The organism is Parabacteroides sp. AF39-10AC (assembly GCF_003635405.1).
In the GTDB taxonomy this organism is placed as follows: domain Bacteria; phylum Bacteroidota; class Bacteroidia; order Bacteroidales; family Tannerellaceae; genus Parabacteroides; species Parabacteroides distasonis.
On the sequence record NZ_QTLP01000005.1, the window covers coordinates 134,436 to 152,133 of the forward strand.

At 44.0% G+C, this 17,698-nt stretch carries 9 protein-coding genes; 4 read left to right on the top strand and 5 right to left on the bottom strand.

Annotation, left to right across the window (positions count from 1 at the left end; genetic code table 11):
• Nucleotides 1-5: 5 nt before the first annotated feature.
• Both DW033_RS06295 and DW033_RS25200 read right to left on the bottom strand, forming a co-directional pair.
• A complete protein-coding gene (locus DW033_RS06295; protein WP_122382546.1) occupies nucleotides 6-3,041 on the bottom strand; it encodes a SusC/RagA family TonB-linked outer membrane protein in 3,036 nt (1,011 codons plus the stop codon).
• Nucleotides 3,042-3,333: 292 nt separating this feature from the next.
• Nucleotides 3,334-3,462 carry a hypothetical protein gene (locus tag DW033_RS25200; RefSeq protein ID WP_255419872.1) on the bottom strand — a complete coding sequence of 43 codons (129 nt, stop codon included), beginning with the start codon at nucleotides 3,460-3,462 and terminating at the stop codon, nucleotides 3,334-3,336.
• Between the two features lie 434 nt (nucleotides 3,463-3,896).
• On the opposite strand from DW033_RS25200, the gene DW033_RS06300 reads away from it, so the two are divergent.
• On the top strand, nucleotides 3,897-4,727 hold the full coding sequence (locus DW033_RS06300) for an MBL fold metallo-hydrolase (RefSeq protein WP_122382547.1): 831 nt from the start codon (nucleotides 3,897-3,899) through the stop codon (nucleotides 4,725-4,727).
• A 14-nt stretch (nucleotides 4,728-4,741) separates the two neighbouring features.
• On the opposite strand, the gene DW033_RS06305 is transcribed toward DW033_RS06300, so the two are convergent.
• From DW033_RS06305 to DW033_RS06315, 3 genes are all read right to left on the bottom strand, one after another.
• Nucleotides 4,742-5,866 carry a 6-bladed beta-propeller gene (locus DW033_RS06305; protein WP_122382548.1) on the bottom strand — a complete coding sequence of 375 codons (1,125 nt, stop codon included), beginning with the start codon at nucleotides 5,864-5,866 and terminating at the stop codon, nucleotides 4,742-4,744.
• 243 nt (nucleotides 5,867-6,109) lie between these two features.
• Nucleotides 6,110-7,315: a TIGR04150 pseudo-rSAM protein gene (locus tag DW033_RS06310; RefSeq protein ID WP_158595241.1), complete on the bottom strand. Its 1,206-nt coding sequence runs from the start codon at nucleotides 7,313-7,315 to the stop codon at nucleotides 6,110-6,112.
• Between the two features lie 32 nt (nucleotides 7,316-7,347).
• Nucleotides 7,348-8,688: a radical SAM peptide maturase gene (locus tag DW033_RS06315; protein WP_158595242.1), complete on the bottom strand. Its 1,341-nt coding sequence runs from the start codon at nucleotides 8,686-8,688 to the stop codon at nucleotides 7,348-7,350.
• A gap of 420 nt (nucleotides 8,689-9,108) precedes the next feature.
• On the opposite strand from DW033_RS06315, the gene DW033_RS06320 reads away from it, so the two are divergent.
• The 3 genes from DW033_RS06320 (at nucleotide 9,109) to DW033_RS06330 (ending at nucleotide 17,651) form a co-directional block, all read left to right on the top strand.
• Nucleotides 9,109-11,430, top strand: coding sequence for a glycoside hydrolase family 20 protein (locus DW033_RS06320; RefSeq protein ID WP_122382551.1), 2,322 nt, complete (start codon nucleotides 9,109-9,111; stop codon nucleotides 11,428-11,430).
• Between the two features lie 74 nt (nucleotides 11,431-11,504).
• Nucleotides 11,505-13,988, top strand: a complete 2,484-nt coding sequence (locus tag DW033_RS06325) for a prolyl oligopeptidase family serine peptidase (RefSeq protein ID WP_122382552.1) — start codon at nucleotides 11,505-11,507, stop codon at nucleotides 13,986-13,988.
• 546 nt (nucleotides 13,989-14,534) lie between these two features.
• Nucleotides 14,535-17,651: a TonB-dependent receptor gene (locus DW033_RS06330; protein ID WP_122382553.1), complete on the top strand. Its 3,117-nt coding sequence runs from the start codon at nucleotides 14,535-14,537 to the stop codon at nucleotides 17,649-17,651.
• The last annotated feature ends 47 nt before the right edge of the window (nucleotides 17,652-17,698 follow it).

Consider the following 17,698-nt stretch of genomic DNA (forward strand, 5'->3'; position numbering starts at 1 on the left):
CTGAATTAGAAATTAAACTGCAAGCCTAGCGTATACGTACGCGTCAACGGATAGAAATATTCCGTGTCCCAGAACTTCTCCGTACCCTTATCCCAACCATCGATCTTCACCTCCGGATTCATACCGCTATAGCCGGTAATCGTGCATACGTTACCTACCGTAGCATAGATACGGATACGATCTATCAAGTTATTGGTATACTTCTTCATCGGGAGCGTATATCCCAACGTGATCGCGTCGATCTTCAAGAAGGTACCATCCTCCAGATAATAGTCGCAAATTTGTTTCTCTCCCTTGATGTGGTTAAACTTGCCATAGGCATCCTTCAAGACATTCGTGTTACCTCTTCCCTGTATGCCGTAATACATATTGATCGTGTTATACACATCGAAGTCGATCCAGCTACGCATGTTGATACCCAGGTCGAAGTTCTTGTAAGACAAGGTATTGTTCCATGCCAAGATCAGTTTGGGCATATAGTTACCCATGTACTGCTTATCGTTCTCCGTCTTGTCGGCCGCCGGTATCACCTCGCCGTCCTTGTTGTAAAGCAAGAAATTACCGTCCTCGTCGAAACCGGCGAATTTCCACAAAAAGAAAGAGCCGATCGTAGACCCCTCTTCCATGCGAGCGGCGTCACCCGGTGTTCCCGGCGCCACGAACCCGTTGCCATTGTAGTACGTGTTATTTCCCCACAACGTAAGGATCTTGCCGGTGTTATGGCTCATATTGATATTCGAGGTCCAAGTAAAGTCCTTCGTGCGGATGATATCGCCACCAACCTCGAACTCCCATCCCTTGCTCTCCATCGAGCCGATGTTCTGATACTGAGTACCGATCGTATAAGGCGGCTGCGGCACCTTCACGCTATAGAGCAGGTTATCGATCTTGCGGCGATAGTAGTCGAACTTACCGTACAGGCGTCCCTCGAAGAAGGAGTAGTCCACACCCAAGTCCCATTCTTTCTTCTGCTCCCAACCAAGGTTGACGTTCACGTTCTGTGTCTTTCCGTAGGAATAAGCCCAGACACCGTTCGGCAACATCCAGTTCGTGTCGGAACCCAACAGGTTAGCCATATAGGAAGCGTCGAAATCATTGTTACCCGTCACACCATAACCGAAACGGACCTTCAAGTCCTGGAGCCAATCGATCTCCTTCATGAACTCCTCGTTGGAGATACGCCAACCGGCCGTCACGGACCAGAAGTTAGCCCAACGGTTATCGGCGGCGAACTTCGAGGATCCCTCGTGGCGGATAGATGCCGAGGCCATATACTTGTCGTTATACGAGTAGTTCACACGGCCGAACACGGAGAAGAGCTTCTCGGAGATATCCTTGCTGGAGCTCATGGCCGCCTTTCCGTCGCGCAGGTAAGAGCCTTGGTTCATGTCCCAATACTTGATACCGTCTACGGAGAAGTTATAGTTGGTCATATTGAAGCCCTCGCCGTTCTTCTCGAAGTAAGAGTAACCGGCCGTGGCGTTAATGCTATGCCCGCCCTTGAACTCTTTCAGGTAAGTGAAATAACCCTCGGAGGTAAGGTTCTCGGTCTTGCTGAAGCCCAGGTAAGCGGCTCCCTTGCGAGATTCCTCGATCTCCTCGCGGTGCGTGCTCGGATTATACGTATGATTCTCCCACTGACGGTTCTCGTATCCCAGTATCTGCTGGAAGGAGAGGCCGGGCACGGGCTTGATGTTCAGCTTCAAGGTAACTTCCGGCTTAAACCACTTGTCGAGGCCGTAGTAGTCGCGCAGGTAAGAGTCGGCCACCACGTTGTAGTCCAAGGACTCGTTCGTCCAGACGTTGTATCCCGTCTCGCTGTCCGCGTCGTAAGGAGAGCGGGTGGGATTGTTACGCATGGCCTGCTGGAAGTTCGGGAACTTATTGTTACGGGCCGCCTGGCGGTAATCTACCGCGGGACGTACCTCCAACCAATCGTCGAAGAGCTTAAAGCTGGCGTTGATACGTCCGCCAAAGTCCTGACGGCTATCGTTGATGGCGATACCCTCGTTTTTCTCGTAGAAGAAAGAGGTATAGACCTGCGCCTTCTCGGTACCCAGCTCCAAGGCCAGGTGGTGCTTCTGCGAGAAGTTGTTCTTGTTGATCATCTCGTCCCACCAGTTCACGTCCGATCCGTAGTCCGTACCGATACCGTACTGAGCGTACTCGCGTCCGCTCAGCATCTCGGGGGCGTTATAGTTCTGCTTCTTCGTAAGTTCCGTGCTATACGTTAGTTTCACCTTGCCGTCCGTGTTCGATCCGCTCTTCGTGGTGATCAAGATCACGCCCGACGCGGCGCGTGTACCGTAGATAGCTCCGGCCGAACCGTCCTTCAAGACATCGATAGACTTGATATCCTCTTGCGTAAGCGAACGGATATCGCCGCCGGGGAAACCATCGATAACGATCAAGGGAGACTTACCGGAGTTGATGGATGTCATACCGCGCAGCTGGAAGGAAGTCGCTCCGTTGGCGCTACCCAAGTTGTTCATCACCAAACCGCCGATCTTTCCTTGCAAGGCCGTAGAGATATCCGATCCGCTCACGCCGACCATCAAGTCGTCCGCCTTGATAGAGGTGATGGCGCTCGTCACTTGCTTCTTGTCCATAGAGCCGTAACCTACCACGACTACCTCGTCCAGTTTCTGAGAGTCCTCCTCCAAGGTCACGCTGACCAGGCTATTGCCGCCTATCGGCACCTCTTTCGTGACGTAGCCGATATAAGACACCTCGAGGATAGCTCCTTCCGGCACGTCTTGCAATATGACTACTCCGCTCATGTCCGTAACGTTACCAATGGTCGTTCCCTTGACCAGCACGTTCGCGCCGATCAGCTCGCCCATAGAATCTGAAACCTTAACCGTGATTGTCTTACCTTTCTGGGTTACCGATTCCATCTTCAGCCCGTAGTCTACAACCGGCTCAACCGAAGCCAAGGCCGGGGTAAAGGCCATAGAAAGGAATCCCGTGGTAAGCAACATAACACTTGGTTTAAGCAATCCTAAACATAATTGCTTGCTCGTCTTACTACTTTTCTCCATTTTCTTTAATGGTTACAATTAATTGAGATTAACAAAAAAATCAAACACGTGACATTTTTCCTTTATATAATATTCGCAGTGTTTTCCCTAGAAATGACGGGTTTAAACCATCGTTTAAACTAGTCATTCGCAAAGGTAATCATTTCTTTTAATTATACAATATTCACCTAAACATCTTTTAGTCCATATATTTTAACACCAAGCGATTAAGTAGCGTATCAGACTATAAATAAGATGTTAATGAATAGCGTGCGTCAGCGCGAAAAATGACTAGTTTAAACGATCGTTTAGACTAGCCGTTTTTCTCCAACCCTACCAGAAAACCTCGTGCGGAAGCCCTCTCCCATACCCCGGGTGCCCCCTCGCAACAATCGGGAGCCCCGGATTGTTCACCGCCCCGGCAGACGAGAAAACGGTTCATCGAAACCCTATTAATAATCCGTAAAGTTGCTTAACCGATTTAACACGAAAAGCGCCGTTTTCGCCCAAAAGCAGGGCCGTAGTAGGGCCGCTGTAAGGCCGCTGTAAATCCCATTCCTGCGATCGGCGTTAAAACGGAGGAAGAATTTTAACACGACGGCCCGTTTTCGGCCCGATCTGTTAAAAGCGATTTAACACGAGAAAAAAACGCGTTGTTAGAAAGATGTGGCGCCGCGATCCAACCGGGGTACGAAAAAAAACGTATATTCGCGCATGGCAATCACTCGAAGGAATAACCATAGACACATATACAAGATGAATACACGACACCACCTCGTATGGATTCTCCCGACACTGCCGTTCCTCCCGCAGCTCGCGGGAGGAACGGCCGAATTGCCTGATGACATGGGAGGAAACGTATTGGTATAAATCCAGATGATCCTACAGATAATAGACACCGGCTACTTCTACGCCGACGGAGGCGCCATGTTCGGGGCCATTCCTAAAAGCGCTTGGAGCCGTCGCTATCCGAGCGACGAGACAAATGGCTGTGTGCTCGCCATGCGTAGCCTTGTCATAAAAACGGATGATGGGCACACTGTCCTAGTTGATAACGGAGCGGGAAATAAACACTTAAAACGACTAAGTTATTACCGCTTCTTCAACTTGGTAGACCTCGGCACGGAACTACGAAACCGGGGAATCCAACCGGAGGCAATCACGGATGTTGTCCTCACCCATCTCCATTTCGATCATTGCGGTTATACCACGCAAAAGGATGAATCTACCGGACATTTATCGCTTTCATTCCCTAACGCAAATCACTGGGTTAGCCGCAAGCAATGGGAGAATTTCCTTCATCCGAACGCCTTGGAGAGAGATTCCTATTTCATCGAGAATATGCAAGCCGTCGCAGACGCTAATTCCTTACGGCTGCTAGATGCCGACACATCGATTTGCCCCACTATAGAGCTACGCCTGTACGATGGGCACACTCCGGGACAAATTGTTCCCTATATCCATACGGAGGACCGGACCTTTGTCTTTGCCGGAGATGTTATCCCCCTTGTAGCCAGCGTATCCCCGGAATGGATCTCGGCTTACGATACATATCCGGTCACATCATACGACGAGAAAGTCCGGATGCTGGAGGAAGCCGTGCAGGAAGGGCAAGCCATCATCTATTGCCATGATGCCTATACGCGCTGCTCCACAGTGAAAAAGGTGAACGATTATTATCGGAAGAACTTTATTGTCCATATATAGCGATATTCATTTTACTACCTAAAACGCATTAAAAGTAAAATTCCATTATCTTCCTCATTGAGTTCCAGTGCTAATTCTCTAAGCCTCCCTCCCAATTCTCCCTTCTCCAATGCCTCTCTCAAGTTATCCGCAGAATAATAGTACACAGAGGAAGAAATGTTAAAATCAGGATCGTTAGGAAAATCCTCATTAATAATAGAGACCCATTTCATTTTCCCGGCTTCCCTATCATATATATAATCCTTTTCCGGGAATCCTTTATCTTTATCCACATCATATATCATCTCTATGAGAGATATCCATATATCATTTTCGGTCTCTTGATTATAACGTATCAAACAAGGTATCTCTTTCTTTCTTATTTGTGGAGAATATGCCAGAAATGGACGTAAACGCAAAGTCTCACTTAACTCATAAATCGTATCATGAGAAGGTTCTGAATATATCCATCGATCATTTCTATGAATAATAGTTCGCAACGGAGCTGTTCCCCCTTTCATAAATGAACCGCTTTGTTTTGTGATTGACAAACTTCGATATCTATCACCTGATATTGAATCCAATCCGTAGATTCCGTGAGGAATCGTCTTATGAAGTAAATACAAAAAGGAACTCTTTTCTTCCTCGTCACGGGCATGACATAAAAGTAAACTATCGTTATAATTATACATCTCTGCCAAATATCCTGCTACCAGATCCAATGATCTCACGAAAGTTCCATCCGGCTTATACACATTAATCCTACTGGTTCCTACGACCTCGCAAAAAAGTTCCTCCTCTTTTTCATCATAAGCCAAACGCCCAATGCCCATATATTCTTCCGGTCCACTCCCTCTTCGATTTATCAAGAACCGCTTCTTGCCTGTACAATCAAAGCACATAATATTTTTGTTCTTGTAGTTTTTAAAAATAAAAAAACTATCCGTCACACAAGAAGGGTTACCTATAACAAGATAAGAGGAATCAGTATACAATTTCACATAAGAGACATCCGAAATCGACCGCAGCTCTATTCTCTCACAGATAGAGGAAGCCGGCATATTTATTATCGGCAAATTATGCTCTGAAGATTTCTCCGATCCAAAATGGCAAGAGAAGAAAAACAATGAGCAATTAAAGAAAATCCAAAATTTAGACATAAATACATTTTTTGCTCCACTTCTAAAAAGAAGTGGAGCGATTAATAATCAATTTAACTGTTCACTAGACGTAGATTGCCAGGTCTTTCTAGTATTATCATTCTGGCCAACACCAGAACAACTACAACTACATCCTCTAGGAGAGATACCACCTTGTAGCTTAACAAGTTCTTCCTTTCTCATTTTCTCAAATCTCGCAAGTTCTCCCAATCTTAGATCTTTCATACCTCCTTACTTTTTTAATTAATAATTCAAAACACAGGATTTATCGCATAATGCCAATTGATTCATAAATAGCTCATAATTTGACGGGGGAGGACAAATATATTTATATACACATTTAGAACAAGGAGCTCTGTTTCTTGTATAAAACCAAGATGTGTTTGGATCCACCAGAGACTTATGCACAAAATAAGGCAAATTATATTCTTTTATATTACCCATTTTTTTAAAATGGACATTATTATATATAGAACCATCTGAAAAAACCAATAATTTCCCGAAAAACGACGTATTCAACAGTTTATTTCTATGTATATCCTGCATAGAATCAATACCATTTAAAATTTCTTTCTTTTTCAAGAATACATATTTCTTTAAAAAAGACATATTCTTCCCATTAAATATTGGCTTTATAACATAGTGACAATTTCTCAACTTGCTATTTGTAAAAGAACAGACATTTTCCAACTCCACTTCATTCTCTACAAAAAAAGTCAAATTCAAATCTTTCAATATAGAGAAATCTATCTCAGATATTTGAACGCCAGCTATTATAACAGATATTCTATTTTGAAAAAAAGAGCATAACCGAGATGTCAGTTTCCGTATATTATTATAATTAACAACCAAATAAAAATCATTATCATATTTATTCAGAATATCAATTAGCTCATCCGATTTTGCACATATTTCATCTGTTACGACAAGATTTATCCTAATTCTTTTCCGAGCGAAGTCTAATTCTTTTAGTATTTTTGTTATAACAGACAAAGCTTCATTTCTAATTACATTCCTGTTCTTTGTACAACAATCAAACTGCTTAAAATAGTTCACACAAGATTCGCAACTAGAAGAACATGAACTATTTGTATGTATTGTAATTTCATACAAATAATTTAGAGGATCATCAAAAGATGCATATTTCCCCTCTCTCACATCATGCATGATTTTCGCATTAGAAGTTATCTGTATAGGTTTAGAATCTAAAGTATCTGTCACAACAAGATCCCCTATAAACTTATGCCTCACCTCTCCTATAAAACGCTTAAACTCAACAAGGCTAAACAGATTAGGGTCAACACTAGATACACCAGTATTTAAAAGGCTCATGAAATCTCTCAAAAAGGACAAAACTTGTTGATCTTTGCTATATATAAATTGTTTATCCAAAGTGTTTACCAACAAACACTCCCACTTATTAACCTCAACGTAAACATATGGTTCCACATAGAACCATATATATTTAGATCTCATGTTCCTCATTGCACCTTTATTTTAAGTATTTCATTAACTTGAATCGGATTTAACTCCAAATAATCGATCTTACGCTTCAAATTCTCCGTGAATTTATTTTCATCCTCAAATGCAAGGCAACTCCTATCACCTAATAAAGAGTCAAAAAAACAAACAGGGCAATAAGGCAATCTATAACATTTTTTGCAGTCAGAAAAAGACAAGTATATTTTTTCATTGTATATATCTGCAATATTTATATAATCTATATTTACGGAATTGTTATCAACATTTCCTAATACATTTCGGTGACTAATCTTCTCACAAGCTAAAATATCACCATTTGTACTTAAAAAAATTTTTCTACTGAAAGGCCAACACGTACCACTAGGTGTATATACTATATCACTTAAACCGGTGTTCACAAAAAGGTCATTATATATCTGATACTGAATATCTAAAAGAGCATTAGCAAATTTGACCATTTCCATAAACCCCGATGTATAAGGATGCAAATCTTCAGTTATCGCATCCAAGTCATTACCTACTATCAAATCATCGGGCATTTTTCTATACATCGTTTTAAACGTCTCTTTCTGCGATTCCTTTACATTTCTTGTACTCAATGGGCTAAATCGAGGTGCTTTTCCATACTTTTTCTTAATAAAAGAAAACACGGACTGTATATCATTCTTTCGATGGATAACAACATTAAAATCTACATTTTGTTCAAAATGTAACGGATATTTATTCTTGTATAAGTCCAAATTATTGATTATTTTATCATACAAATCTCTTCCATCCTCACCCACTCTATATACTGAAGCATCAAAATCACCGTCTAGACTCACAAGAATTTTAAAGTTTTTATTCACTAAATCATCAAGATATTTGTCTAGTAACAATCCATTAGTGGTCATGGAATAAGTAAAACGCAATCTATCTGATTTCAGATGTTCCGTATAATTCAACACTTTTTTTATAAAGGAATAATTAAGCAATGGTTCCCCACCATAGAAAGCTATATCTACTTCTTTTGAACACAAAGTATCCCCCCATAGTTCCATCAAATAGTCTAACAGTTTTTTTGCCGTCTCAAATTCCAGTTTACCTTGTTTGCATATTAAGGAAGATTCTTCGTAAAGATCATTAAAACAACAATATTTACATTTCAAATTACATGAGTTCGTCACCTCAAAAGTTATCTGGCCTACGTGAATTAAACTATCTCTTACTTGAGCTCTATCGAACTTCACTATTTTATGTTCAAAGGTCTCATTATTGAATAGTCCATGTTTTTTCAAATAAGCGACTTTTCTCTCATAATATTTCCGAGATTTACCGGCCTTATACTCGTCTTTAAACATCTGACGTATTATATGCGACATTTTCGGATGAACAAACGAAAGACTTCTTCCTCTATAAGAAAATAGATAAAGATTACCTTTCCTTGATTCTATAAGGTGGATTGTATTCATAATATCAGCAATATTTTTGACTGCAAGATAGACAACTATATCTAAAGAACAAAATAAATCAAGATCAAAATCTTTCTCTAGCGCGACACAATATCATTTCTATGTAAGATGATACATCTTCTTCCTATAATATGTATCATCTTACAACAACAAGATGTATGATGTGACAGCAATAAGATGTATCGTCTTTCATTTTCATGCATTATCCGTTTTTCCCAAAAAGTAAACACATAGTAAGATTATTCTCACTACCTTTGTTCCCTATAACTTTGCAATCAATTATTGTTTTATATCCTAAACTCTAAACACATGAACAGCCTAAGCAAACTAGCGCTCGTCCTGACCCTCTCCACAGGAATGATCGCTTGCTCCGGTGGTAAGGCCGTAAAAGGAGATTACGGAGTAGTGCCTTTGCCACAAGAAGTAACATTGACGAACGGAAATCCTTTCGTCCTAAGTCCATCCACGAAGATATTTTATCCGGAGGGCAATGATAAGATGAAGAAGAACGCCGAGTTCCTCGCTTCTTATATCAAGGAAATCACGGGCTATGAATTAGCAACCGCTACCGGCCAGCCCGGTAAGGGGATCAGCCTCGTTATCGACCAAAGCATCCAGAATCCGGAAGGATATCAACTGACCGTTAGCGATAATGGGATACGGATCGCCGGAAGTACGGATGCCGGCGTATTTTATGGTATCCAGACATTACGTAAATCGATCCCGGCCACGGCCCAAGGGATGAACGTAGAATTACCGGCAGCTACCATCAACGACTATCCCCGTTTTGCCTATAGAGGCATGATGCTGGATGTCAGCCGCCATTTCTTCCCGGTGGATTCGGTAAAAACGTATCTCGATATCCTTGCCTTGCACAACCAAAATACGTTCCACTGGCATCTGTCCGATGACCAAGGTTGGCGTATCGAGATCAAGAAATATCCGGAATTGACACAGATCGGATCTAAACGCAAGGAAACCGTGATCGGCCATAACTCCGGAACATATGACGGAAAGGAATACGGGGGCTTCTATACACAAGACCAGATTTGCGATGTCATCAACTATGCCGCCGAACGCCATATCACGATCATCCCGGAAATCGATATGCCGGGACATCAATTGGCAGCCTTGGCTACTTACCCGGAACTGGGATGCACCGGGGGCCCTTATGACGTATGGGGCCAATGGGGAGTAGCCGACGACGTGATCTGCGCCGGCAACGAGAAATCCATGCAATTCCTAGAAGACGTATTGAGCGAGGTCATCGATCTTTTCCCGTCCGAATATATCCATGTAGGCGGTGACGAGTGCCCGAAGGTACGTTGGGAGAAATGCCCGAAATGCCAAGCTCGCATCAAGGCGGAAGGTATCAAGGGGGACAAGAAACATTCCGCCGAGGAATATTTGCAAAGCTACGTGATCTCCCGCATGGAGAAATTCGTGGAGAGCAAAGGACGCCATATCATCGGCTGGGACGAGATCCTAGAAGGAGGCTTGGCCCCGAATGCCACGGTAATGAGCTGGAGAGGCATGGATGGAGGTATCGAAGCCGCCAAGCAAAAGCATAACGTGGTCATGACACCGAATACATATGTATATCTGGATTACTATCAATCAGCGGATACGGATCTTGAGCCCGATGCTATCGGTGGTTACTTGCCGTTAGAGAAAGTATATTCTTTTGAGCCGACAGCCGGTATCTCTCCTGAAGACCAGAAGTACGTGATCGGGGCGCAAGCCAACCTCTGGACGGAATATATCCCGACCTTCTCACAGGTAGAATACATGATCATGCCCCGTATCGACGCCGTAGCCGATATCCAGTGGAGCGATCCGTCCAAGAAAGATTATCAGACGTTCCTGCCCCGTGTGGCCCGCATGACACAACTTTACGATCGCTTGGGATATAATTACGGAAAGCATATCTTCGATATTAACGCCTCCCTGACCACCAATACGGAGAACGGAACACTCGACATAGCCTTGACGAAGTTGGGTGAAGGAGATATCTATTATACGGTAGACGGTAGCGATCCTACGATCGCCAGCGTCAAGTATGAAGGCCCGGTACAGATCAACCAAGATTGCGAATTCAAGGCGATCGTTGTCCGTCCGAACGGTACGAGCCGCATCTTCTCAGAAGATATCTTCTTCAATAAAGCGACGATGAAGCCCATCACCTTGAAAGAGCAACCCAGCAAAGGATACGTTTTCAACGGGGCACAGGTATTGGTAGACGGCTTACGCGGAGGAAGCAATTACAAGACCGGCCATTGGCTGGGTTTCCAAGGAAAAGACCTTGACGCCACGATCGATCTAAAGGAACCAACCGAAATCCAAAAGGTATCTTTCAATACGAATGTGGTAAAAGGCGATTGGATCATGGGAGCCTCCGCCGTAACCGTAAAGGTATCCGACGATGGCAAGAATTTCAAGGAAGTAGCATCCAAGAAAATCCCGGAGCTGACCCAAAACGACAAGGACGGATTATATCCCCAAGAGATATCCTTCGCCCCGGTAAAGGCCCGCTATGTCGAGGTTATCATCAACAGCAGCAAACTACCAAAATGGCACGGTGGCGCCGGAAGTCCTGCATTCTTGTTCGTAGATGAGATAGAAATCTTATAAGATAATGATACAGCGAGATGGCTGAGAGATACCCGCCATCTCGCTTTCTTATCTTATACTAAATAACAAATATCATGATAAACAAAAACATCTTAATTCTTTCAGCCCTATGCTCCTGTTGCTCACTATGGGCGGATGAGGTTGTCGTGCGACATTACAATTACGCCGGCCCTTACGAGGTGAAAAAGCCTTTCCTAGCAGATAGCTTGGATGTAAACAGTAAGAGATTCTCTGACAAGGAACTATTGAACACGACCGTTCCTTTCTGCAACCTTTCCCAAAGCGGACAAACCCTTGATGCGGCGTCTTCCGGAGAGCTGACCTTGCCAACCTCGGCCTCTTCCTACGCGCTACATTTGGTTTCCTTCTACCTGAATAGTAACCGTTATACAAAAGGCACCTTAAGGATCAATGGCCCTGAGATTTCAGAAGTCTACGTGGATGGACAACCCACAAAACTAACCCAAGGAGAAGCCTCGTTGACCTTGGAGCCGCGACGCTATGAAATCGTAATTAAATATTTATCCGAGAGCCACAAAGAGAATGCCTTAAAAGCCTCATTCAACCCGGAAAAAGACGCGGTGGTAACCGCGACCGTCAATCCGGAGAAACGTTATACATTAAGTGATGTATTTGATGGTAAACGCATCCAATCCGCCAGCCTGTCCCCGAATGGAAAATTCATTATCGTCTCCTATCAAGAAACCTATCCCGGTGGAAAGCAGTCCTCATTTACCCAAATACTAGACAAGGCTACCGGTTCCGTATTGGTTGAGAACGGACAGTGCTTACGCTGGATGCCTAAAAGCAATCTGGCCTATTACACCCGGAAAGGGATGAAAGGCACGGAATTGGTGACCTTAGACCCTACCAGTAAAAAGGAGAACATCCTTGCCGGCCAATTGCCCGAGGGTTCTTTCAGTTTCGGACCTACCGAGGACTATCTATTATTCTCCATACGAGAGAAAGGACCGCAAGAACGAAAAGAGATCCAAGAGATACTGGTGCCGGATGATCGCCAACCGGGATGGAGAAACCGTATGTTTATTCATAAATATGACCTGCGAACCGGATTGTTCCAACGGCTCACCTATGGACATACTTCTACTTACATCAACGATATATCTCAAGACGGCCACTATCTGCTATTCAGTCGCAGGGAACCGAATTTAACGGAGCGTCCTTTCTCACGTACATATATATATAAGATGGATCTACGAACCATGCATGTGGATACCCTTATAAAAGGTGAGAAATTCGTAAGCCGTGCCGTTTTCTCCCCGGATGCCACCCAATTACTCATTGACGCGTCTGGAGAGGCTTTCGATGGTATCGGATTAAAGATCAAAGAAGGACAGACATCGAATACGAGCGACGGGCAATTATTCCTATACAATATAGCAGATAAAAGTATAAAGTCGCTTACGAAAGATTTTGACCCCTCTGTCGATTCCTACGAGTGGAACGCCCTCGATAAACAAGTCTATATCACGGCGAAAGATAAGGACCGTGTTCGCATGTATAGTCTAAACCCGTCCAACGGAAAGATTAAGCAACTTCAAGCCAAGGAAGATGTCATCTCCGATTACTCCATCGCCAATCAAGCTTTCGAAATGGTTTATTTCGGATTAAGCGCTTCCAATTCCCAAAGGCTTTATACCTATAACTTGAAAAACGACGCCTCTTCCTGCTTGATCGATCTCTCCAAAGAGATCTTGAGAGACGTCACTTTAGGAGAAGTACAAGATTGGAATTTCGTTTCCGCCCAAGGGGATACGATTTACGGCCGCTTCTATCTCCCTCCTCATTTTGACGCGACCAAGAAATATCCGATGATCGTGAATTATTACGGAGGAACAACTCCTACGGCCCGGGTGATGGAAAGCCGTTATCCTTCGCATGTATACGCCGGCTTAGGGTACATCGTCTACATCATACAGCCCAGTGGAGCGACTGGGTTCGGCCAAGAGTTCTCCGCACGCCATGTCAACGCATGGGGTAAACTTACCGCTGACGAGATCATCGAAGGCACGAAAAAGTTCTGTGAGGAGCATCCTTTTGTCAACACGAAGAAAATCGGTTGCATGGGGGCTTCATACGGAGGTTTCATGACTCAATACCTACAAACAAAAACAGATATATTCGCGGCGGCCATGTCTCATGCGGGAATCAGCGACATCACCAGCTATTGGGGAGAAGGTTACTGGGGATATTCATACAGCTCGTTGGCTAGCGCTAACAGTTATCCATGGAATGCCCGGGATATGTACACTTTACAAAGTCCGCTATTTAACGCAGACAAGATCAATACCCCGATCTTGTTCTTACATGGAACCGCAGACACGAATGTTCCGATTGGAGAGAGCATCCAGATGTTTACCGCATTAAAATTATTGGGTAAGCCTACAGCGTTTGTCCAGGTAGAAGGAGAAAATCACCATATATTGGATTATGACAAACGAATATTGTGGAATAACACGATTTACGCATGGTTCGCTAAATGGCTGAAAGACCAACCCGAGTGGTGGGACGCATTATATCCTCCCAAAAGCCTATAGGAGTTAGAATAGTTCACTTTATTCACACATATTTAAAGAGTATCTTTAGTTAGATACTCTTTTTTATTTAAATACATTAGATAGTATTCATGAAAGAACTTAGTTTCCGGAGAACTTCATGAGAGCAAGGTGTTTTTGGTGTTACTTTTTAGCATTGATGCGGGATTGAGTTAAAAACAATTTGCATATTAATATCATATATTAACGCCATGATGCACCCAATTAACACATACCCCAAGGCAAGCAATATTTACAAATTGCTGCACAAACTCATTTTTATCACCGATACGCTTGCTTATTGCAAATATATTTTTATATTTGCAGCATAAAGATCAAAACAAAGCACTTAATGTAAATAATACAATTAGATACAGTAGGTGTTTATATAGATTGTGTACTTTATGATTTATTAAAATATTTGTAATAATTAACAAATACCAAGAGATGAATTGATTTAGTTCTCCGGAAACTACGTCGATCTACTAAATGGCAGAAATTGATTATAACGATCTATTTATTAACAAATTAAACAAAAAGTATGTATCTATGAAAAGGTTGACTTATCTTTTACTATGCTTGTTTGCGAGTATAGCGTTCGCAACGGCTCAGACCACGAAGGTGACCGGTACGGTTATCTCGGCGGAAGACGATGGACCTATCATCGGGGCCTCTATCGTAGTAGCAGGAACTACTATCGGCACGGTAACCGATTACAATGGAGCGTTCACACTAGATGTTCCTTCCAATGCCCAAAAGCTAATCATCTCTTACATCGGTATGAAAACTGTAGAAGTAACAGTAAAACCGATTATTAGAGTTAGCATGGAATCAGACTCGCAGAATCTGGATGAAATTATAGTAGTTGGCTATGGAACACAAAGAAAAAAGGATGTAACAAGCGCCATCTCGAAAGTTGGGGGTGAAGACCTGGCTAATTTAGCGGCACCTTCATTTGATACCCAATTAGCAGGCCGTGCCGCCGGTGTACAAGTAACGACACCCAGCGGCGTGTTGGGTTCCGGCCCTCAGTTTAAAGTACGTGGTATGAGCACCATCACCGCAAGCTCACAACCTTTATTCATCATCGATGGTATGCCATTGGCGGTAGGAGACAACAGTTCCGGATCCACCGGTCTGGGTATGTTGTATGCTGAATATAACGCCATGTCGGATATCAATCCGAACGATATCGAGTCAATCGAGATCTTAAAAGACGGTGCCGCTACGGCTATTTATGGTTCCCGTGCGGCAAACGGCGTTATCTTGATCACAACGAAAAAGGGCTCCAAGGGACGCACCAGCGTAAACTACGATGGTTATATCACGGCGGCCAGCCCGGCTAAATTGCATGACCTGTTAGGAGCGAAGGATTTCGTCACTATCGCTAACGAGAAATACGTGAACTGGGGTATGAGGGGACAAGCCGTATACGACCCGAACGGTCCGGATACCAACTGGAACGACTATATCTTCCGTACGGGCTTCCAACACAATCACAGTTTGTCTGCCAGCGGCGGTACCGATAAGAGCCAATATTACGTATCGCTCGGTTTCACGGAGCAGGAAGGTATCGTACGTGCCAACGACTTGAACCGCCTGAGCTTGAAAGCAGACTTGACGCAGCAGGCTACGAAATGGTTCCGAATCGGATTGAACGGACAAATGACACGCACGATCATGAATGGTGTCCTGAATGGAGAAAACTCCCTAGGCGGTGTAGGTTTCGCCGGAACCCGTATGTTGCCGAACGTGGATGTGTACAATCCAAACGATCCTACCGGCTACAATATCGATGCGGAAAACCGCAAAGCCTTGGGACGTGGAGGCAACTTGAGTTATATCGATAACGGTGTGCAGAACATCGTATGGGCATTAGACAACAACGTGAATCGTACGACAAACACCCGTGTAATCGGAGGTGGCTGGGGTGAGATCACCTTTATGGATGGTCTTACGTTTAAGACACAAGCTGGCCTGGACATCGCTAACGTACGCGACTTTATGTATTGGGATACAGAATCCGGTGATGGATACGGATATGGCGGTTTAATCTCGGAGGTAAACTCCACATACGCCACTTGGAACTGGCAGAACGTATTGAACTTCACACGCACGTTTAACTCGGTACATAATCTGACCGCTACGGCTGTACAAGAATATACACACAGCGAGACAGAATATATGGACGGAAGTGTCTATGAGTTGTCCGATCCGTTCTTTTCCAAGCATATCATCAGCAATACGTTCGGACAGAAGGACGTAGGTGGATGGAAATCGGAAAATGGCTTGGCTTCTTATATGTTCCGTGCGAACTATAATTATGATAGCAAGTATTATATCGGCGCTTCCATTCGTTACGATGGCCTCTCTAAATTGCCGAAGGATACTCGCTGGGGTACATTCTGGGGGGCTTCCGCCGCTTGGCGCTTGTCTCGCGAGAAATTCTGGACAGAAGCACCTGTCAACGAATGGTTCAACGACCTCCGCTTGCGTGCCAGCTATGCGACAATCGGTAACTCTGCTTTAGGCAGCGATTATCCCTACTTAGGAACGTATGGAGCCAAATTGGTAGGACCGATGGCAGGTATCGCTTGGAACGTAATGGGTAACAATAACTTGAAATGGGAGACAACCGAGACTTTCGATATCGGTTTGGATGGCGCGCTCTTCAATAACCGTTTGACTTTCGAGATCGCTTATTGGCAGAAGAACTCCAAAGACCTGGTATTGCAAGTTCCGACTCCTCCGACGATGGGTATCCCCAACAACTACTACTATGACAATATCGGAAAGATCAAGAACTCCGGTTTCGAGTTGACAGTAGGGGGTACGATTATCAACACGAAGGACTGGAACTGGCATTCGGACATTAACTTCTCTACCGTGAATAATACGGTGAAAGAGCTGTATGGTGGAACGGATATCATCGACAACTATACGATCATTCGGGAAGGTGAATCTTTCCAATCACTTTACGGTTATGATTATTACGGCGTGAATGCCGCCAACGGTAATCCGATTTGGAGAAAGGCGGACGGCTCTTTGGTACAGTTCAATACTTTCGGATCATACGATTATGCCGAATACGATCCTTCCAACCCTGAAGATGTATCCAAACCATCGTCATTGACCAACGACGATCGTAAGATATTGGGTAAATCCATGCCGACTTGGTACGGAGGATGGAACAACACGGTTACTTTCAGAGATTTCGACTTGAATGTATTCTTCCGTTTCTCCGGTGGCAACAAGCTGATGAACGCATCACGTCAAAGCTCATTGCTGAACATGGATTTCGCAAACAACGGAACGGAGATCTTAGGCCGTTGGGTATCTCCCGAGCAACCGGGTGATGGTATGACCCCGAAGATCGGTTACGGTGACGGGACCGCGCTTTTCAATGACGGGTTTAGTGATTCTCACTTCGTGGAGAACGCCAGCTACCTGAAACTGGCTACACTAACCTTAGGCTACACGATCCCGAAGACGATCGTGTCCAAATTGGGTATGTCTAAGATCCGCCTCTATCTGCAAGGACAGAACTTATTCACGATCACCGGCTATAGCGGTTTAGATCCGGAGACACAGTCTCGTAATGGTGTGGATTGGAATGGTATGCCACAACAACGCTCGTTCACGTTCGGTGCTAACGTTACATTCTAATCACTTCGAGAAATTCGCATAAATAACAACTGTTGAAAACAATACAA

Bases quoted from the DNA above. Each gene is read 5' to 3' on its own strand.
- DW033_RS06295 (WP_122382546.1), bottom strand. From the start codon at position 3,041: ATGGAGAAAAGTAGTAAGACGAGCAAGCAATTATGTTTAGGATTGCTT.
- DW033_RS25200 (WP_255419872.1), bottom strand. From the start codon at position 3,462: ATGAACCGTTTTCTCGTCTGCCGGGGCGGTGAACAATCCGGGGCTCCC.
- DW033_RS06300 (WP_122382547.1), top strand. From the start codon at position 3,897: ATGATCCTACAGATAATAGACACCGGCTACTTCTACGCCGACGGAGGC.
- DW033_RS06305 (WP_122382548.1), bottom strand. From the start codon at position 5,866: ATGTCTAAATTTTGGATTTTCTTTAATTGCTCATTGTTTTTCTTCTCT.
- DW033_RS06315 (WP_158595242.1), bottom strand. From the start codon at position 8,688: ATGTTTAAAGACGAGTATAAGGCCGGTAAATCTCGGAAATATTATGAG.
- DW033_RS06320 (WP_122382551.1), top strand. From the start codon at position 9,109: ATGAACAGCCTAAGCAAACTAGCGCTCGTCCTGACCCTCTCCACAGGA.
- DW033_RS06325 (WP_122382552.1), top strand. From the start codon at position 11,505: ATGATAAACAAAAACATCTTAATTCTTTCAGCCCTATGCTCCTGTTGC.
- DW033_RS06330 (WP_122382553.1), top strand. From the start codon at position 14,535: ATGAAAAGGTTGACTTATCTTTTACTATGCTTGTTTGCGAGTATAGCG.